The 19201-nt window shown below is 67.4% G+C and carries 12 protein-coding genes and 1 pseudogene; 10 read left to right on the top strand and 3 right to left on the bottom strand.

What is annotated here, in order from left to right:
• Positions 1-30: 30 nt before the first annotated feature.
• A complete protein-coding gene (locus OV287_RS03615; RefSeq protein WP_267532563.1) occupies positions 31-1620 on the bottom strand; it encodes a glucose-6-phosphate isomerase in 1590 nt (529 codons plus the stop codon).
• A 231-nt stretch (positions 1621-1851) separates the two neighbouring features.
• Between OV287_RS03615 and cglB the strand changes: the two genes are divergently transcribed.
• The 9 genes and pseudogenes from cglB to OV287_RS03570 all read left to right on the top strand — a co-directional run bounded on the left by cglB (position 1852) and on the right by OV287_RS03570 (position 16999).
• Complete coding sequence (cglB, locus tag OV287_RS03610) at positions 1852-3069, top strand: adventurous gliding motility lipoprotein CglB (RefSeq protein ID WP_267532562.1); 1218 nt, start codon at positions 1852-1854, stop codon at positions 3067-3069.
• Positions 3070-3117: 48 nt separating this feature from the next.
• A complete protein-coding gene (locus OV287_RS03605; RefSeq protein WP_267532561.1) occupies positions 3118-3924 on the top strand; it encodes an alpha/beta hydrolase in 807 nt (268 codons plus the stop codon).
• Between the two features lie 124 nt (positions 3925-4048).
• Complete coding sequence (locus OV287_RS03600) at positions 4049-4570, top strand: SET domain-containing protein (protein ID WP_267532560.1); 522 nt, start codon at positions 4049-4051, stop codon at positions 4568-4570.
• Between the two features lie 7 nt (positions 4571-4577).
• Entirely contained in the window at positions 4578-5561 is a 984-nt protein-coding gene (locus OV287_RS03595) for an ATP-grasp domain-containing protein (RefSeq protein WP_267532559.1), read from the top strand.
• Positions 5562-5622: 61 nt separating this feature from the next.
• Positions 5623-10443, top strand: a complete 4821-nt coding sequence (locus tag OV287_RS03590; protein ID WP_267532558.1) for a myxosortase-dependent M36 family metallopeptidase — start codon at positions 5623-5625, stop codon at positions 10441-10443.
• A gap of 140 nt (positions 10444-10583) precedes the next feature.
• Positions 10584-12926, top strand: coding sequence for a PKD domain-containing protein (locus OV287_RS03585; protein WP_267532557.1), 2343 nt, complete (start codon positions 10584-10586; stop codon positions 12924-12926).
• Between the two features lie 121 nt (positions 12927-13047).
• Positions 13048-14469: an IS4 family transposase gene (locus OV287_RS03580; protein ID WP_267532091.1), complete on the top strand. Its 1422-nt coding sequence runs from the start codon at positions 13048-13050 to the stop codon at positions 14467-14469.
• A gap of 206 nt (positions 14470-14675) precedes the next feature.
• Positions 14676-16191 (top strand): annotated as a pseudogene (gene sitA5, locus OV287_RS03575) (SitA5 family polymorphic toxin); the annotation flags it as partial.
• Between the two features lie 181 nt (positions 16192-16372).
• Positions 16373-16999 (top strand): hypothetical protein, encoded by a 627-nt coding sequence (locus tag OV287_RS03570; RefSeq protein WP_267532555.1) that lies wholly within the window; start codon positions 16373-16375, stop codon positions 16997-16999.
• Here OV287_RS03570 and OV287_RS03565 read toward each other — a convergent pair.
• Both OV287_RS03565 and OV287_RS03560 read right to left on the bottom strand, forming a co-directional pair.
• Positions 16937-17194, bottom strand: coding sequence for a hypothetical protein (locus OV287_RS03565; protein ID WP_267532554.1), 258 nt, complete (start codon positions 17192-17194; stop codon positions 16937-16939). The genes OV287_RS03570 and OV287_RS03565 overlap by 63 nt on opposite strands.
• 8 nt (positions 17195-17202) lie before the next feature.
• Positions 17203-17310: a type I restriction-modification system subunit M N-terminal domain-containing protein gene (locus tag OV287_RS03560; RefSeq protein WP_267532553.1), complete on the bottom strand. Its 108-nt coding sequence runs from the start codon at positions 17308-17310 to the stop codon at positions 17203-17205.
• 192 nt (positions 17311-17502) lie between these two features.
• Between OV287_RS03560 and OV287_RS03555 the strand changes: the two genes are divergently transcribed.
• A complete protein-coding gene (locus OV287_RS03555; protein WP_308809545.1) occupies positions 17503-18510 on the top strand; it encodes a DUF2381 family protein in 1008 nt (335 codons plus the stop codon).
• The last annotated feature ends 691 nt before the right edge of the window (positions 18511-19201 follow it).

The raw sequence follows: 19201 nt of genomic DNA, 5'->3' as shown, positions 1-19201 counted from the left end.
CTGTCCCCAAAGGAGAGGAGGCTTCTCGGCTCAGCCCGCCCGGAAGCGCGTGTCGAAACGGCTCGCGCCCGGCTCGCGCTTCACGCCCTGGTCCGCGTTGGCGGCCAGGTGCTCCAGCACCTTGAACACCGTCTCCACCTCGTCCGGCGTGCCCACCGCCGCGGCCAGCTCCTCCGCGGTGTGGCCCTTCGCCTTGTCCCCGCGCAGCCTGGCCAGCACCTTGCGCTGCAGCTCCAGCACCGCACCGGCCGCCTTCTTCCCCGCCTCCACGCCCGGCTGGTGGTACGCGTTGATGTTCACCAGCGACGCGTACAAGCCCACCGCCCGCTCATAGAGCGCGATGAGGGCGCCCAGCGTCCGCGCGCTCACGTCCGGCACCGTGAGCGTCATGGACTCGCGGCCCTTCTCGAAGAGCGCCCGCCGCGAGCCCAAGAGGAACCCCAGCAGGTAGTCGCCGCTGGTGATGTCCTCCTCCACGCGCATGGACGTCCCCTCGCGGTCCTTCAGCACCTCCACGAAGGTGGCGAAGAAGTTGTTCACCCCCTCGCGGAGCTGCTGCACGTACGCGTGCTGGTCCGTGGAGCCCTTGTTGCCGTAGACGGCGAGGCCCTGGTTCACCACCTTGCCGTCCAGGTCCTTCTCCTTGCCCAGCGACTCCATCACCAACTGCTGGAGGTAGCGGGAGAGCAGCAGCAGGCGGTCCTTGTACGGGAGGATGACCAGGTCCTTCTGGCCGCGCCCGTTGCCCGCGTGGAACCACATGAGCGCCATCAGCGCGGCCGGGTTGCGCAGCATGTTGCGCTCGCGCGTCGCCACGTCCATGTCCCGCGCGCCCGCCAGCATCCCGTCGATGTCCAGCCCCTGCAGCCTCGCCGGCAGCAGGCCCACCGCTGACAGCACCGAGGTGCGCCCGCCGACCCAGTCCCACATGGGGAACGTCCGCAGCCAGTTGCCCTTCTTCGCGGAGCGGTCCAGCTCACTGCCCTCGCCCGTCACCGCCACCGCGTGCTTGCCGAAGTCGAGCCCCTTCTGCTGGTACGCGCGCTCGGCCTCCACCATGCCGTTGCGCGTCTCCTTCGTGCCGCCGGACTTGCTGATGACCACGGTGAGCGTCTCGGAGAGCTTGTCGCCGAGCTGTGCCACCACGCGGTCGAAGCCATCCGGGTCGGTGTTGTCGAAGAAGAACACCTGCATCGGGTCCGCCGCGTTACCGAGCGCATCCGCCACGAGCTGCGGCCCGAGCGCCGAGCCGCCGATGCCCACCAGCAGCACCCGGGTGAAGCGATTCGCCTTCGGCGGCTTCACGCGGCCGGCATGCACATCGTCCGAGAAGGCGCGGACGGCCGCCACCGTGTCCCGAATCTCCTTCGCGAGACCCGGCTCGGGAGCCAGCTCGGGGGCGCGCAGCCAGTAATGCCCCACCATCCGCTTCTCATCGGGATTGGAGATGGCGCCCTTCTCCAGCGCGGCCATCGCATCAAAGGCCTTCTCCATGGGCCCGCGCATCCGCACGAGGAAGTCGTCAGAGAAGTTCATCCGCGACACGTCAAGCGACAGCCCCACCGATTCCACCCCACACAGATACTTCTTGTAACGCTCCCACAGCTGGCGCTCGGTCATCGCAGTTCCCCTCGGCTTCGAATCCCAGGTTTCGTTCCGCCCGTTCCTACCGCCTTGTCCCCGTACGGGGGAATGGGTTTGATGCGTGCCACGCCCGGGGCCTGACACTGAACACCCGGGCGCCCCTAGCGTTGAGCGCCTCGCAATCTGCACTCCCGTCCGAGGCCCTGCCCCTTCCGAGTGCGCTCTCTCGTCCACCAGCCGCTGCCGCGCCCCACCCCAGGAGCACTCATGCCCACCCGGTTGCACACCTCCGCAGCCCTCGCGCCCCTCCTCGCCTGTGCCGCGCTCGCCGGTTGTCAGACATACGACTTCGAGCCCGTTCCCCCCACCGCCCTCTCCGTGCCCTCGATCGAGAAGACAATCGCCGCCCGGGGCAACACACCCAACCTGATGCTGCTCGTGGACACATCCGGCTCGATGCTCGAGCCGATGAACTCGGCCAACCCCATCTGCCGCTCGCCCACCTCGGGCGTGCTCTGCCTCGGCGAGGGGTGTCCCGCGGGCTGCCCCACGCGCTGGAGCGCCCTCCAGGGGGCGATGAGCTCCTTCCTGGGCGCCAACGGCGCGTTCGCGCGAATCGGCCTCGCCCTCTATCCGGGCAAGCAGCTCGTCCTCGGCGAGCAGTGCGGCGGCACGGACTCTCTCACCCTGGACCTGCCCGCCGATGACAACACTGAGGCCCTGCAAACCCACGCCGAGGCGGTCAAAGCCGAGCTGCACAAGATTCCCAACCACACGCGGGGAGGACCTGAGGGAGGCACGCCCACGGGCGCGAGCCTCCTGTACGTAGGTTCGCAGCCGCAACTCCAGACGGACGAGCGAAGCGACTTCGTCCTGCTGCTCACCGACGGTCTGCCCAACTGCAACGAGAACAACACCTCCCTGTCGTGCCGGTGCAACAAGGGCGAGTGCACGGACCCTTACGAGTGGCTGGGCTGCCTGGACCAGGACGGCTCGGTGAGTGCGGTGAGGACGCTGCGTGGCAGGGACATCCAGACCATCGTCATCGGCTTCGGCGCGGACACGGCCTCGGGAGACGGGCCGGCGGTCCTCAACGCCATGGCCGAGGCCGGCGGCTTCGCGCGCAAGTGCCAGGCGGACGCCGACTGCGGCACGGGGGACGCTTGCGACACGCGCCTCGGGCTCTGCCAGCGCCGCTATTACCAGGCGGCCAACCAGGACGAGCTCGCCACCGCCCTGCGGCAGATCAGCGAGCGCTTCGAGGGAAACCCGTGTCTCATTGAGCTCGCCCATGACCAATTCCCCCCGTCGCCAGGGCTCGCCCGGGTGCTCGTTAACGGAGAGGGCTTCGGGGAGGGTGACGACACCTGGCGGCTGAAACCAGGCGTAGGCGTGGAGCTACTGGGCTCGCTGTGTGCCCGAGTCCAAGGCTCCTCGCCCGCTCACCCGGTGCGCATCGAGGTCCGGGTGGTCATCCCTCGCTGAGGCCGCCTGCTTGATACGTGCGCCGGCTCCGCCTCATCATCGCCCTCCATGAGCCTGCCCTGGATGCTCGAAACCCCCGCTCCGTCCGCGGACGCACGGATTCCCTACGGAGACGTCACCCACCAGTTCGGAGATCTGCGCCTGCCTCGGGGCGAGGGGCCGCACCCGGTGGTGGTGGTGGTGCACGGTGGCTTCTGGAAGGCCCGGTACGACCTGGAGCACGTGGGCCACCTGTGCGCGGACCTCACGAAGCGGGGCTATGCCACCTGGAGCCTCGAGTACCGGCGCGTGGGCCACCCAGACGGCGGCTGGACGGGCACCTTCGAAGACGTGGCCCGGGGGACGGACTACCTGCGCACGCTGGCCACACGCTACCCGTTGGACCTGGAGCGCGTGGTCCTCCTGGGGCACTCGGCCGGAGGACACCTGGCGGTGTGGCTCGCGGGGCGCGGACGGCTGAAGCCGGGGCAGTCGCTGTACACCGAGAAGCCCCTCGTCCCCAAAGGCGTGGTGTCGCTGGCAGGCGTAGTGGACCTGGAGCGCGCCTTCGAGCTCCGGCTGAGCGACGGCATCGTCGAGTCCTTTCTCGGCGGCACGCCCGCGCAGGTCCCCGAGCGCTACGAGCTTGCCTCTCCCGCCGCGCTGCTGCCGCTCGGGGTGAAGCAGGTGCTGGTGCACGGTGCAGAGGACACCATCGTCCCGCTCAGCCTGAGCACCGAGTACCACGCACGCGCCACGAAGCTCGGGGACAGCGTGAAGCTCGTGAGCCTGCCGGGCGCGGAGCACTTCGAGGTCATCGACCCGCGCGCGAAGGAGTGGCCGCAAGTCGTCGAGGCGGTGGCTTCCCTGCTGTGAGGCACTTCTCCTTGGCGCCTGCGCGGAGGCCTGAAACACGGCATCCCGTTTGCGGGTGCCACTGCGGCTTTCCTGTTAACGTGCCCATGCACTGGTGACCCGGTGAAATGAGGAGTCAGCGCACGTGAAGGAATATCTGAAGGCCTCGTGGATAGACGCTCGCCTGGAAGCGCGCTCGTCACCCATTCACGGCCGAGGCATCTTCGTCACCGCGCCCATCGCCGAGGGCGAGACGCTCATCATCTGGGGCGGCACGCTCTTCCGGCAGGAGAACATCGACGCCGGGGAGGCCCTCCAGCACAGCTACGCCGCCATCAGCGAGGAGCTCTTCCTGGGGCATACGGCCGAGCACGGTGCCTCGGTGGATGACTACATCAACCACTCCTGTGACCCGGCCGTGTGGATGCTGGACGAGGTGACCCTCGCGGCCCGCCGTGCGCTCGCCCCGGGTGACGAGCTGACGGTCGACTACGCGATGTATCTCGATTCCGATTGGGAGCGGCGCCCCTGCCACTGCGGCACGAGGCTGTGCCGGAAGTGGATCGACAGCGAGGACTGGCGCCGGCCCGAGTTGTTCGAGCGCTACCGCTATCACTTCTCGCCGTTCATCAACGAGCGGCTCCGCAAGCTCCGTTCAGCAGCCTGAGAGGCCCATGCGCATCTGTGTACTGCTCTCCCCCTACGATGAAGAGGGCGCCTCGCCACTCACGGGGTTGGATCCAACGCTCAATCCGGAGCGCTGGCTGCAGGGGCACGAGGTAGACACCGTCCTGGTGCGCAAGGGCAGTGCGGCGGCCCAGCTCCAGGAACTGGCCGGGAAGGGCTACGACGTCTTCCTCAATCTCTGCGACGGGAGTTGGTACGAGGGCGTCGCGGGCGTGGAGGTGGTGGAGGAGCTCGAGCGGCTCGGGCTGCCCTTCACCGGTACGAGCTCGCGGCTCTACACACTCACGAAGGAGCAGATGAAGCAGGCCGCAGCCGAGCTGGGTGTCGCCACGCCTGCCTTTGTCTTCGCCCAATCCGATGAGGACATCGAGCGGGCAGCCCGGACGCTCCGTTTCCCGCTCATCGTCAAGCACTTCGATGGTTGCGGCAGCCTCGGCATGACCCAGGCCTCGTGCGTCCGGGAGCCCGGTCAGCTCATGGCGCAGGCCCGCCAGATGATCGCCCAGGCCGGCCGGGCGCTGCTCGAGGAGTTCATCGAAGGGGAAGAGTACACCGTGCTCGTGGCGGAGAACCCGGAAGAACCCGGGACTCCGCTGGTATTCACGCCGGTCGCCTGTGTCTTTCCACCGGGCGAGACGTTCAAACACTTCGAGCTGAAGTGGCAGTCCTACGAGGGAATTGGCTGGCAGCCCTGCAAGGACATGGTCCTGGCCGCACGGCTCCAGGAGCTGACTCGCCGGGTGTTCGTCGGCATCCAGGGGGTGAGCTACTCCCGCTGCGACTTCCGGGTAGACGCGCGAGGAGAGCCCTGGTTCCTGGAGATCAACACCAACTGCGGAATCTTCTATCCGCCGAGCCAGGAGGGAAGCGCGGACATGATCCTGAAGCACGACCCGATCGGGCACAAGGGCTTCGCCGAGCACATCCTCCGGTGCGCCATCGTCCGCCGTCAGCGCCAATCCCACATGTGAAGTCTGGCGGCGAGACAGACTAGAGTCCGGGGCTCATTCACTGAACCCTGGAGTCTGTACTTTGAATCGATGTGTCGCCGCTTTGGTGAGTCTTGCCCTGGCGCTGACGGCCCGTCCCGCCGCCGCCGCCAAAGAACTTCCCCCGGTGGATGCCTTCACGAGCATCACCCCTTCGCTGGATGAGCCAGGGGCCCGAGATAGGGCCCGGGGCCTCCACGTCGTGCACGAGGAGCCCCGTCTCGGAGTTCCCACTTTCGTCTGGGGCGTGCGCCCTTCGACGGGGGCCCGTGCTGTCCGGCCGCTGCCACCCGAACAGGCCGCGCGCGCATACCTCGGTGAGCAGGCCGGGCTGTACCGGCTGGCCCGCACCGACTCGGCGCACATCCCGGTGAGGGACGTGCACCGCACCCGCTCGGGCGCGAGCCTCGTCACCTTCGAGCAGGAGGTGGACGGCATCGAGGTCTTCCGCCAGTCCCTCAAGGTGCTGATGGACGCGGACAACCAGCTCATCTCCGCATCCGGCTACCTGAGCCCGTCGGCCTCCGAGCCGCGCTTCTCGGGCGGACGCCTGCGCTTCACGCTCGGCCCTCGCGAGGCCATCGCGCTCGCCTGGAGGGACCTGCACGGCGAGAACCTCCCCACCGACAGCCTGCTGCCCACCGGGCGCATCAACGGGCGCTACAGTCACTATGAGCTCAGCCCCGGGCCGCGCCGGACGGTGTTCGCCTCGCCCGCGCGCGTCAAACAGGTCTTCTTCCCGCTGCCGGGCGCGCTGGTGCCCGCGTACTACGTGGAGCTCGACACCTCGCCCGCCGACGGAACGGAGGCCGAGCTCTACGCCTACGTCATCTCCGCGGAGGATGGCCTGCTGCTCTTCCGCAACGATCTCACCGCGCAGGAGAGCTACACCTACCGCGTCTGGGCGGACGCGCAGAGCCCGCACATTCCCTATGACGGACCCCAGGGCACGGCGCCCACGCCCCACCCCACCGGACTCCCGGACGGCTACCAGGCGCCCTTCGTTGCGCCCAACCTGGTGACGTTGAGCAACGTGCCCTTCAGCCGCAACGACCCGTGGCTGCCCGCGGGCGCCCTGGAGACCCGAGGCAACAACGTAGAGGCCTATACCGACGCCGTCGCGCCGGACGGCTTCACCGATGGCGCCGACCTGCGCGCCAGCATCTCCGCGCCCGGGACCTTCAGCCATGCCTATGACCTGTTCCTGGCTCCGAGCGTCACGGACACTCAGCAGATGAGCGCGGTGACGCAGCTCTTCTTCGTGACCAACTTCCTGCACGACTGGTTCTACGACTCCGGCTTCGACGAGGCGGCGGGCAACGCCCAGCACGACAACTACGGGCGAGGCGGAGTCGAGGCGGACAGCCTGCGCGCCGAGGCCCAGGACAGCTCGGGACGCAACAACGCGAACATGTCCACGCCGGCCGACGGTGGCCGCCCCCGCATGCAGATGTACCTCTATGACACGCGAGGGCGCCGGGTGATGATCGTCCCCCCGACCCATGCCCTCGAGGGCACTTGGGCCGTCGGGGTCGCCACCTTCGGACCGCAGCAGTACGAGGTCCCCGCGCCTGTCGTGATCGCCGAGGATGGCGTCGCTGCCTCCGACGGCGGCACCGTGAACGATGCGTGCGAGCCGCTCACCAATGCCGCCGCCGTGAGCGGGAAGTTCGTCCTGGTGGACCGGCCCCGCTGTGACTTCGCCCTCAAGGCCGCCAACGCCCAGGCCGCGGGCGCGGTCGGTGTCATCATCGCAAACAATGTGTCGGGAGGAGCGAGCTTCGTCGTCACGGGACGGGACTCCACCATCACCATCCCCGTCGTCTCGGTGAGCTACGCGATGGGCAATGCGCTCCGGGATTCGCCCCCCGCCAGCGTGACGCTCGTGCGTGACGCAACCGACCGTGATGGCGCGCTCGACAACACCATCGTCGCCCACGAGTGGGCGCACTACCTGACCAACCGCCTGATTGGGAATGCCAACGGCCTGAGCAACAACCAGGGCCGCAGCATGGGCGAGGGGTGGGGCGACTTCATGGGGCTGCTGATGATCGCCCGGGAGGGAGATGACCAGGTGGCCTCCAACTCCGGCTTCGGTGGTGTCTACGCGCGCGGCGCCTATGCCAACAGCGGAGGGAACAACCAGGGCTTCTACTGGGGCAACCGGCGCTATCCCTACAGCACCGACCTGACGAAGAACCCGCTCACCCTGCGCCACATCCAGAATGGGATCCCACTGCCGTCAGGCATTCCGGTGCAATCCGGCGCGACGGGAGTGAACAACGCCGAGGTCCACAACTCGGGCGAGGTGTGGTCGGTGATGCTGTGGGAGTGCTACACGGCGCTGCTGCGCGACACGGGCCGCCTCACCTTCTCCGAGGCCCAGCAGCGGATGAAGGACTACCTCATCCTGTCGCTCAAGCTCACCCCCAATGCCCCCACCTTCCTGGAGGCGCGCGACGCGGTGTTGGCGGCGGCCTACGCCAATGACCCGCGGGACTTCCTGCTCTTCGCCCAGGCCTTCGCCAGGCGCGGCGCTGGGACGCGCGCCGTCGTGCCTGACCGCACCTCGACGACCCATGTCGGCGTGACGGAGAGCTTCGCCACCGGCAAGGACGTGGCGCTCGCGAGCGTGGAGCTGCTCGAGTCCACGGGGACGACAGCCTCCTGTGATGATGACGGAGTGCTCGACACGGGCGAGACCGCGCGCGTGCGCGTCACCCTTCGCAACAGCGGCACCGCGCGACTCGAGCGGACGAGCATGACGCTCTCCAGCGATGACCCGGACGTCTCCTTCCCCGAGGGAGCGACGGTGACCTTCCCCGCCGCGGAGCCGGTCCAACTCACCACCGCGGAGCTGACGGTGAAGCTCTCGGGGGCCGCCACCAGGCGCGACCTCGTCCTGCGCATCGCCTACCGGGACGAGGAGCAGCTGGTGCCCGGAGACCAGCTACACACGGTGACCTACCGGGTGAACACGGACGAGCTGCCGGGGACGAGCCTCCTCGAGACGGTGGAGGCGCCTCACCACCCGTGGACCGTTGCGGCCAGCCCGGCGAGCATCCCGCTGTGGACGCGCCAGCTCGATTCGACAGGTGCGAACTGGTTCTTCCGCGGACCGGACAACAACGTGCCCGCGGACCTCTCGCTCGTCTCGCCGCCCCTCCAGGTGTCGGACACAGCGCCGTTCCGCTTCACGTTCCAGCATCGCTACGTCTTCGAGAGGAGCTCCGCGGGCATCCACTATGACGGCGCCATCATCGAGCTGAGCGAGGATGACGGGCAGACCTGGGTGGACATCGGCACCTCCGTGAGCCCCACCTACAACGCGACCCTCGATGCGGCAGGGGACAACCCACTCGGGGGCAAGAGGGCGTATGGAGGCCAGAGTCCCGGCTATCCCGCGTTCGCGCGGGCCACCGCCGACCTCGGCACGACCTATGCGGGGAAGACGGTGCGCATCCGCTTCCACATCGGCACGGACAGCGGCACGGGCGCCACGGGCTGGGACTTGGATGACCTCCAGCTCGAGGGGGTGGTGAACACGCCCTTCACGGCGCTGGTGGCTCACCGGAGCGTGTGCATCAACCGGACGCCGGTAGCGAACGCGGGCCCGGCCCAGACCGTCAACGAGCGGCGCCAGGTGACGCTCTCCGGCAGCGGAACGGACCCCGAGGGGAGCACGCTCACCTATGAGTGGACGCAGGCCACGGGCACGCCGGTGACGCTGAGCGATGCGAGGGCACCCAACCCCACCTTCCTCGCGCCCGAGGTGACGCAGGACACGGACTTCCAGTTCGAGCTGCGGGTGCGCGATGGGGTGAACACGAGCGCACCGTCCGTGGTGACGGTGCGGGTGCGCGACATCTCCAATGGCAATCGTGCTCCCACGGTGGAAGCCACGCCGGTGCTGGAGGTTCTCGAGAAGGACACGGTGACCCTGGTGGCCTCGGGCACGGACGCCGACGAGGACGCCGTGAGCTACCAGTGGACGCAGGTGGGCACGCCCGCCGTTGTCCTGGAGGGCGCCACGACGGCCCAGGCCCGCTTCATCGCTCCCGAGGTGAGGGAGACCGTCGAGCTCACCTTCCAGGTGGTGGCCAGCGACGGTACGGACCAGAGCGCCCCGTTCACCGTCACGGTGCGAGTGAACAACGTCAACCACGCGCCGGTGGCCAGCGTAGCGCCGGTGACCGCGGTGGACGAGGGAGCGAGCGTGACGCTCATGGGGAGCGCCACGGATGTGGATGAGGGAACCACGCTCGTCTACACGTGGACGCAGGTGGGCAGCCCCACGGTGACGCTGAGCGACAGCGCTTCGGCCTCGCCCTCCTTCACCGCGCCCCAGGTGGACTCGGATACGGAGCTGACCTTCCAGCTCGTCGCGAGTGATGGGGAGGCGGCGAGCGAACCGGTGACGGTGACGGTGCTCGTCCGGGACGTGCCCAACGCGGCGCCGGTGGCCCGGGCGGGTGAAGACCAGAGTGTCGTCGAGGGCAACGAGGTGACGCTCAACGGCTCGGACTCGACGGATCCGGAGAGCACCGCCCTGACCTACAGCTGGACCCAGATGGAGGGGCCCACCGTGGCGCTCTCGCTGGCGGGCCCGAGGGCCACGTTCAACGCGCCCGCGGTGGACGAGGAGACGGCGCTCACGTTCCAGCTCCAGGTGACGGACGCCCGCGGCCTGAGCAGCACGGACACCATCACCGTCCGCGTGTCCAACAAGCCGGTGACGCCTCCGGGCAACGGCTCGGGTTGCGGCTGCGCGGCGGGCCAGGATGGGAGCACGCCCACGACCGTCCTGCTGCTGCTGGCGGCGCTCGGCTTCGCCCTGCGTCGTCCGCGCTGGCGCTTGCTGTAGCACGGCTCCCTCTCCCTCTGGGAGAGGCGGGGGGTGAGGGTCGTCGTCCAGGACCCTCACCCCGCCGAGCCAGATGTGAAGTCTGGCGGTGAGGAGCGCTAGACTCCGGGGTTCCTTCCCAGAACCCTGGAGGCCGTACTGTGAAGCGATACATCGCCGCATTGATGGGTCTCGCGCTGGCGATGACGGCCCGTCCCGCCGCCACGAAGGAGCGATCCCCCGCTCCACCCGCCGCCAGCTTCGCCACCGGCAAGCACGTGGAGCTCGTCAACGCGGAGCTGCTCGATTCCACGGGGACGACGTCCTGTGATGATGACGGAGTGCTCGACACGGGAGAGACCGCGCGCGTGCGCGTCACCCTTCGCAACAGCGGCACCGAGCGCCTCGAGCAGACGAGCATGACGCTCTCCAGCGCGGACGCGGATCTCTCCTTCCCCGAGGGACAGAAGGTGTCCTTTCCCGCCTCGGACCCGCAGCAGCTCACCACCGCGGAGCTGCCGGTGAAGCTCTCGGGCACCGCCACGCCACGCGACCTGACCCTGAACATCGCCTACCGGGACGAGGCGCAGTCGGTACCCGGAGACCAGACGCACAAGGTGGTGTACCGGGTGAACACGGACGCAGTCCCGGGGACGAGCACTCTCGAGAAGGTGGATGCGCCCTTTCCCGCGTGGACCATCATGGCCAGGCCGGCGAGCAGCCCACCGTGGACGCGCCAGCTCGATTCGACGAACGGGAACAGCTTCTTCCACGGACCGGACCACAAGGAGACCTCGGACCTCTCGCTCGTCTCGCCGCCCCTTCAGGTGTCGCAGACGGAGACGTTCCGAGTCATCTTCCAGCATCGCTACGTCTTCGAGGTGAACCCCTCGAATCTCCCCTACGACGGCGGCGTCATCGAGCTGAGCGCGGACGATGGGCAGACATGGGTGGACATCGGCGCCTCCACCTACAACGTGACCCTCGCTGCGGGCTCGGAGAACCCGCTCCAGGGCCGGCGGGCGTATGGAAGCCAGAGTTCATCGTATCCCGCATTCACCAAGACCACCCTCAACCTGAGCACCACCTACGCGGGGAAGACGGTGCGTATCCGCTTCCGCATCGGCACGGACGACAGCAATGGCGCAACGGGTTGGGACCTGGATGACCTCCAGCTCGAGGGCGTGGTGAACAAGCCGTTCACGACGCTGGTGGCCCACCGGAGCACGTGCATCAACCGGACGCCGGTGGCGAATGCGGGCCAGGCCCAGACCGTCAGCGAGCGGCGCCAGGTGACGCTCTCCGGCAGCGGAACGGACCCCGAGGGCAGTGCGCTCACCTACGAGTGGACGCAAACCCAGGGCCCAGTCGTGGCGCTCAGCGACCCCAAGGTGAACAACCCCACCTTCCTCGCGCCCGAGGTGACGCAGGACACGGACCTCGAGTTCGAGCTGCGGGTGCGCGATGAGGTGAACACGAGCGTGCCGTCCGTGACGACCGTGCGGGTGCGCGACGTCTCCGCGGGCAACCGGGCGCCCACGGTGCAAGCCACGGCGGTGCTGAACGTCTCCGAGCGCGACACGGTGACCCTGGAGGCCACGGGCACGGACCCCGACGGGGACGCCGTCAGCTACGAGTGGACGCAGGTGGGCACGCCCGAAGTCGTCCTGGAGGGAGCCAAGACGGCCAAGGCCACCTTCACGGCTCCCACGGTGACGGAGGTGCTCGAGCTCACCTTCCAGGTGGTGGCGAGCGACGGACTGGCTCAGAGTGCCCCGTTCACCGTCACAGTGAAGGTGAACAACCGCAAACCGGTGGCCCAGGTGAAGCCGGTGCCCGAGGTGGCAGAGGGAACGGACGTGACGCTCGAGGGGAGCGCCACGGAGGTGGATGAGGGAGCCACGCTCATCTACACGTGGACGCAGGTGGGTGACCCTAAGGTGACCCTGAGAGACAGCACCTCGGCCACCCCGTCCTTCACCGCGCCCGAGGTGGAGGCCAATACGGAGCTGACCTTCCAGCTCATCGTGGGTGATGGAAAGCTGGAGAGCGACCCGGTGACGGTGACGGTGCTCGTGCGAGACGTGGTCAACACGCCGCCGGTGGCCCGGGCTGGAGGGGACCAGAAGGTCACCGAGGGCAGTGGGGTGACGCTCAACGGCTCGGAGTCGAAGGATCCGGAGGGCTCCGAGTTGATCTATGCCTGGACCCAGGTAGACGGCCCCACCGTGACGCTCATGAAAGCGGGCCCGAGGGCCACGTTCAACGCGCCCGAGGTGGACGGGGAGGCGGTGCTCACCTTCCAGCTCCAGGTGACGGATGCCCGGGGCCTGAGCAGCACGGACACCATCACCGTCCGCGTGACCGACAAGGTGCCGCCGCCGGACAACGGCTCGGGTTGCGGCTGCGCAGCGGGCGAGGATGGCGGCGTACCCACGACGGTCCTCCTGCTGCTGACGGCGCTCGGCTTCGCGCTGCGTCGCCCGCGCTGGCGCTCGCTGTAGTGCACAGGCCCCCTCTCCCTCTGGGCTGAAGAATGCACACGCAGAGGGAGAGAGGGAGCAAGGGGTGAGCAAGCTGGATGGAGCATGACGTGAGCGGTAGGGCCGGATAGAGAGGCAGCCCATGGAAGCTGCCCCTTTGTATCTGACGTACGAGGTTCTCTATCCAGCAGGGAGTTTCGGTCCGCTTGAGGAGGTGTGGCTGAGGGAGAGGTTGCTGCACACCCTTCACCTGATGGAGGGGCAGCCCGGCGTCACCATCAACCGATTGGGCACCAGCCGGGCGGAGCGAATGGGGGCCTACCGCATGCTGGAGAACGAAGACGTCAGCTTCCGGCAGCTGCTGGAGCCAGCGGCCCGGACAGTGGGCAAGGCGGTGGCGAAAGGGCAGGCGGGAGAGGTGGCCTTGTGTGTACACGACCGGACCGAGGTGGAGCTCAGCCATCTGTCCATGAGCGGGGTGGGCCAGGTGGGCAATCCCGTGTGTCAGGGCTTCTTTCTGCAGACGGCGTTGGTGGTGCAGGCCGACGGCGCCGCTTTTGGAGTGCTGGGAGCGCGCACCTGGGCGCGCCCGGCCGCGCAAAGGGGAAAGGCCAAGAGCAGGAAGCAGCGGCCCTTCGAGCAGAAGGAAAGCAGCTTGTGGTGGCAGGCCATGGTGGAGGCCGAAGAGGGAGTGGGCGAGCCAGGGCGACTGCTGCACGTCATCGACGCCGAAGGAGACATTTTCGAGTTGTTCTCCCGCTCGGCTAGCGCGTCGTATCAACTGCTGGTGCGCGCCGGCCAGGACAGGCGCGTGGAGGGAGAAGGGGGGAGGCTGTGGGCCACCATGGAGGGGCTGCCCGTGGTGGACAGCCGGCTGCTGCACGTGTCGGCGCAACCAGCCCGGGCGGACAAGCCGGCGCGCACGGCACGCGACGCCACGCTGGTGCTGCGCTACGTCCCTCTCACGCTGCTGCCTCCCGGGCGCCAGGGTGGGCAGCCGGTGCCGGTGTGGGGCGTGCTGGTGCGCGAAGAAGAGCCGCCACAGGGACAGAAAGCAGTGGAGTGGCTGCTGCTGAGCAACGTGCCCATTGAAAGCGTGGAGGCGGCCTGGGGCGCGGTGTCCACCTACCAGAAGAGGTGGGGGATTGAGGAGTTGCACAAGGCCCTGAAGACGGGCTGCCGCCTGGAGGGGCGTCAGCACCAGAGGCGCGAGCACCTTGAAAACCTGCTCGTCCTCACTCTGCTGGTTTCCGTCAAGATGCTGCGCCTGCGCACCCTGAGCCGCACTCTCCCGGACGAGCCCGCAGATGAAGTGTTGGAGCCCGCCGAGGTGCAGGTGCTCCAAGCCATGGCACCCCAACTCTCTCCACGCATGCGACTGCAAGGGGCGCTGACGCTTCGTCAGGCCCTGCTGCTCATCGCCGCCCTAGGCGGTTACATGGCCAACCCGGACAAGAAACCTCCGGGCTGGCTCGTCCTCTGGCGCGGCTACGAACGGCTGGGCGACTACGTCGCCGGCTTCACCCTCGCCCAGCACCTTTCCTCCGCTCCCCCGCCTACTTAGCGTGTGCAATCCTCAGCCCTCTGGGAGAGGGCGGGGGTGAGGGTCCCTCACGCTCTCTTCCTTCCAGGACCGAAGGCCGCACGGCAACCAGCCTACCCAACTCATCCTTCTCTCCTTGGCCAACCCCTCGGATTGACGGGCACACGAGTTTCCCATGTAGTTCCGGAGCGACGGCTTTCCGGTGGCGTCGCTTCCGGAGGTGCTCCGTGTCCACCCGTCTTGCTGGCGCGCGCCCCGCGGGCGCACCACTGGGCTCGTGCGCGGGCGCCTATGCCCTCATCGTTCTCGTCTTCCAGCTCGCGTGTGCCACGGGTAACCCCCACGGTGGCTCCGTGGCGGGCGCTCGCCATCACTCGCTTATGTCCCCACCGGCTCCGCGGGAGCGTGTGGACTCCCCGGTGGAACCTGGCCTGGAGTCGGCCAGCGTGTACGAGGTGGAGTTCCTGGAACCCGGTGCCGTCACCACCCGGCCGGTGCGCATCCCCAGGGTCGAGTTCCAGCGGGCCTTCCATCGGCTCGCTCGGGACGTGCGTCTGGGGGCGAAGACACCCCGGCAGGCCGCGCACGAGTTGCTCGACACCTTGGGGCCTCCACCCGAGGCGGGGTGGGTGGAAGCCTCGGGTGACTGGAAGCTGGAGGCATACGCGGGCCGGGGCTACACCTGGATACCCGAACGCCAGCGAGGCACCGTCGTCCTCACCCCCCAGGCCGAAGCGGCCTTGAGGGAGAACTACCTGAAGTGGTGTGTGCCCCAGGGCGGAGGCGATTGCCGGGGCCTGCTGGACGATGGGGAGTACCTGCGCACCGACGACCGGCGCACCCTGGCCCTCTCCATCGCCGTGGGCCACGTGCTGGACGAGACGCAGGCGGCCCTGGGGCGCGAGCTGCTGGACGTGCGAGCGCTCGTCTCCATGGTCGTCTGGACGGTAGGCCTCTACTGCATGATGTGGCTGGTGCCCGAGCCAACCACCAAGGCCATCGCCGCTGGCATGACCCTCCTGCTGGTGGGCTACCTGGGCCTCGAGACGGTGTACGGGCTGATGGACGGCTGGGCCCGCCTGGCGGATGCGGCGCACCACGCCACCACCTTCGAGGAGCTGCGCGCAGCGGGCGCGGAGTTCGGCAAGGTGCTGGGCGAGGACGCGGCGAGGGCCATGATTCTGGCGGTGGCCACGCTCAGCGGGCACACGCTGGGGCAGGTGGTGGCGCGGGTGAAGTCGCTGCCGGGCTTCCACCTCGCCGGAGCGCAGTTCGAGGCCCAGGGCGGTGCCGCCGTCCTGGGGAGGCTGGAGGCCGCGGAGGCGGCGCTCGCCTCGGAGGGGACGCTGGCCAGGGCGGTGGCGGCGGCGGAGACGGTGGCCACCTCACCGCAGGGCCCCCTGGCCGTGGTGATGTTCAAGAAGGGGCCGGGCCGGGGCACGGAAACAGCCCCGGGAGGCCGCTCCTCCGCCACCGTCATCCGGCACCGGGGTGGCAACCGGCAGGTGGAGCTCAACGACGGCCAGCGCTGGCACCTGCCGCGCGGCAAGTCGGCGGCGGACATTCCCGCCGAGGACAAGGTGGGCGACATGCTCCAGGAGGCCGTCACCCTGGCCGCCAGGGAATGGGGACCCCACAGGCTCTCCAATAGAGAGCTTATCGCCATCGAAAGGGCCAGAAGGAATGGTGAGTATTGGCTGGCACGGCTGCTGGAGCGCGAGGCCCGGGGGCGGTTCGTGCACGAAGAGATCAAAACCCGGTTGCGAGGGAGCCTTCGGTACAAACACCAGGGAGCGGACGTGATTGACCTGCAGACGGGCCACAAGTACGAGATTCTCTCCGGCACGGAATCGAATCTCGCGCGTCATGGCCGACGCATGGCGGGTGAGTTCTTCCGGATGCTCACCTTCTGAAAGGAGCGACCATGGGGTGGCTCGAGAACGTCCTCATCGAGGACAAGGAGATTGCAAACGAGCGGCTGGAGTTGACGGACAAGAACTCGCTCTATTTCCTTGGCCCCAACCTGTCGCTTAGAAACTGCACCGTCATCCTGAAGGTCTCCGCCAGGAACCTGATCATCGTCGGGGCACGGTTCTTCGACTGCACCTTCGAGGTGAGGCAGGAACTGAAGAATCACCAACAATGGGTGAAGGCCTCCCTCAAGGGGTGCCGCTTCAAGGGGCGGCTGACCGGGTGCGACTTCGGGCACTGGCCCAACTACGGCACAGGTTGGGAACACGGCGCCATCGAGGACTGCGACTTCTCCGAGGCTCGCCTGGATGGTTGCCGCATCATGGGCGCGGACCCTGCCACCCTTCGCTTTCCCAGGTGGCCCTGCTTCACCATCCTCGACCCCATCGGACATGCTCCCGAACTGCGCAGCGTCAAATGGCCAGGTGTCCATGGCGATATCATCCCGGACACGCTCCTCCAGAATCCACCGGCGACCAGCGCCCTAACCTATTACGCTCCCGCTGCCGCCAGGTTGCTAGAGACCACTCCCGAAGAGCTCAAGGCAGTCATCGAGAAGTTCGACTGCATCCTTTACTGAGCTGGCCACGCTCAACATGCCGCCGGTGCCAGCCGTCGGGTCGTAGAGGGAGCGCACCACGCCGGGCCTGGAGAGCGCGTCATTATCCTCGATGAAGAGGAGGTTGACCATGAGCCGGATGACTTCGCGAGCCGCGGGCGAGAAGCCCTGCACGTAGGCGCGGAGGTTCTCGCCGATGTTGTCCTGGTCGCCCATGGGCTTCTTCAGGCGGTGAAGGGGAAGATGACCTTCCCGTATTCGGACTGCTTGTAGTCACCGCGCAGCAGGTCCGCGACGGACCAGAAGAAGGCGGAGAGGCTCGGCTCACTCATGGCCGCATTCTTTCGGGGGCCCCGGGGCGCATCGGGAGCGCCGCCCCCGGTGGCACCCGGTCATGATACCCAAGGGTTTCAGGCACCCGGACCTGATTGATGGGGACTCGAAGACCATGAAGCCGAGCCTCGAACGGCCCATGGGGGCCTGTCCTCCGAGGTAACGGCGAGCCCAAGGACCTGCCGTCCGGGATGGGGTCTGATAGGTTCCCTGCCCCCCCCCCCATGCTGACCTGGCCCACGTACCCGATGCAAAAGGCCGTTCTACTCGCCTGCCTGGCGGTGTCCACGGTCGCGGGAGCCCACCCCGAGCCGATCCCAACGAAGTATTCTTCGGTGCATCGGGCCCTCTTCCTCTCGAACGCTCCCGCGTCGAAGGTTCCGGAGCTCTACGTAGCCGGGAAGGTGGTCACGGTGCTCCGGTTCCAGCACCCCTGTGACCCGGACCGGACGAAGATGCTGGGCTGGGAAGGCCGCTTCGAGCCCGTGGAGTGCGTCGGGAAGAAGGTGCTGATAGAGCCCCTCAAAGACCTCGCTTCCGAGGATCGATTGCTCCTGGTGGTGACGCTTGAGGACGGCACCGAGTTGCCCTTCACCGTCACTGCCAGCGAGACACGCAGGGACATGCAGGTTGATGTCTACCCCGATCCAGAGTCTCCCGAAACGGTCCGGGTGAACCTTGAGGAACAGCGCAAGGAGAACAAGCGGCTCCGCGCCCAGGTCCGCCAACAAAGAGACGAGATTGCCTGGAGAAGCGAGGTCATGGACTCTGAGGACCACGCGCTCTCCATGCTCCTGGCTCGCGGCAAGGTCGCGCTCACCGGGTTCAAGGAGTTGGACAAGAGGTTGCTGCGCGAGGAAGGAATCGAAATTCTGGTCTCCACCCTCGTTACAACAGAAAAGCCGGCGACCAAGAAAGTCGCCATGGTTTTTCATGTGACCAATACGGATCCCAAGAGGCCATGGGGGACGCAATCGGCGCAGGTCTCAGCGCTTGACACAGGTGATTCACTGCCTTTTGCCGCTCAGGCCTATCCGAGCAGAATCGGTCCGGGCCAATCCGGACGTGTTGCTTTGGTGGCTGATTTATCGTCATTCGACCCCATCAAAGATGGCGACAAGATTGTATTTGAGCTTTTCAGGAACGGGGGACGCCAACAGGGCTACATCGTATGGGATGTCAAACACCTGTTGCCTTGATTCATCCCCCCTGATTTCTGGCCTGGCAAGCATGAATGCGAAGAGCAAGAACCCTCCCATGTACCCAAATAATGCAACGTTCGTTTCGGCCATTGCCCTCGCGTCGTGCCTGGGTCTCGGTTGCACGGGGTCTGGTGTTTCCATGCGACCGGACGGAAGCCCCGGACCGCAGAAGTGCCCGGACAAGGCTCTCGAGGCCATGAGGTACCTTCAACTCCGGCCTGGGGATAGCTCCACCGCGGAAATCGACGCCAACCAGAGCGGCCAGAGCCCTGTTTCGCTCAACGACGGTCCAGTGGAGAGCTACTTGACCGAAGACTTGGGGCCTTTTCCCCCTGTGACCCGGCTGTACGGGCAGATCTGGACGGGAGGGCCCAACGTCGTCATCCGGTACTACGAGGCACGCCCTCCTGACGGTGAGACAGTTCCAATCTGTGCCGTCGCCCGTCTGGGTCGCGGTGGGCTCTTGAAGAAACCGGGTTCGCGCCCTGGAAATGCACTGCTCGAATTTTCCCGAACGGGGGTCTACATTGTCGATGAATTTCGTTGAGAACGGGAGAGGAAAAAGGATCGGCATTTCTCGAACATCGACGCGGCGCTCGGCTGGCTACGAAACCATCAGACCGAGGTGGCCGTTGGAACCATCGTCTTGGTTGCTGGCGCCGCCTTCGTCGTTGCAACAGGTGGCTCT

This window comes from Archangium lansingense (assembly GCF_026626635.1).
Lineage (GTDB): Bacteria > Myxococcota > Myxococcia > Myxococcales > Myxococcaceae > Archangium > Archangium lansingense.
Note: the sequence above shows the minus strand (reverse complement) of the source record. Positions and strands in the feature narration are given on the sequence as shown.

What these genes read in the sequence shown, in the direction of transcription:
- OV287_RS03615 (WP_267532563.1), bottom strand. Translation starts at nt 1,620, where the DNA reads ATGACCGAGCGCCAGCTGTGGGAGCGTTACAAGAAGTATCTGTGTGGG.
- cglB (WP_267532562.1), top strand. Translation starts at nt 1,852, where the DNA reads ATGCCCACCCGGTTGCACACCTCCGCAGCCCTCGCGCCCCTCCTCGCC.
- OV287_RS03605 (WP_267532561.1), top strand. Translation starts at nt 3,118, where the DNA reads ATGAGCCTGCCCTGGATGCTCGAAACCCCCGCTCCGTCCGCGGACGCA.
- OV287_RS03595 (WP_267532559.1), top strand. Translation starts at nt 4,578, where the DNA reads ATGCGCATCTGTGTACTGCTCTCCCCCTACGATGAAGAGGGCGCCTCG.
- OV287_RS03580 (WP_267532091.1), top strand. Translation starts at nt 13,048, where the DNA reads ATGGAAGCTGCCCCTTTGTATCTGACGTACGAGGTTCTCTATCCAGCA.
- OV287_RS03570 (WP_267532555.1), top strand. Translation starts at nt 16,373, where the DNA reads ATGGGGTGGCTCGAGAACGTCCTCATCGAGGACAAGGAGATTGCAAAC.
- OV287_RS03565 (WP_267532554.1), bottom strand. Translation starts at nt 17,194, where the DNA reads ATGGGCGACCAGGACAACATCGGCGAGAACCTCCGCGCCTACGTGCAG.
- OV287_RS03560 (WP_267532553.1), bottom strand. Translation starts at nt 17,310, where the DNA reads ATGAGTGAGCCGAGCCTCTCCGCCTTCTTCTGGTCCGTCGCGGACCTG.
- OV287_RS03555 (WP_308809545.1), top strand. Translation starts at nt 17,503, where the DNA reads ATGGGGTCTGATAGGTTCCCTGCCCCCCCCCCCATGCTGACCTGGCCC.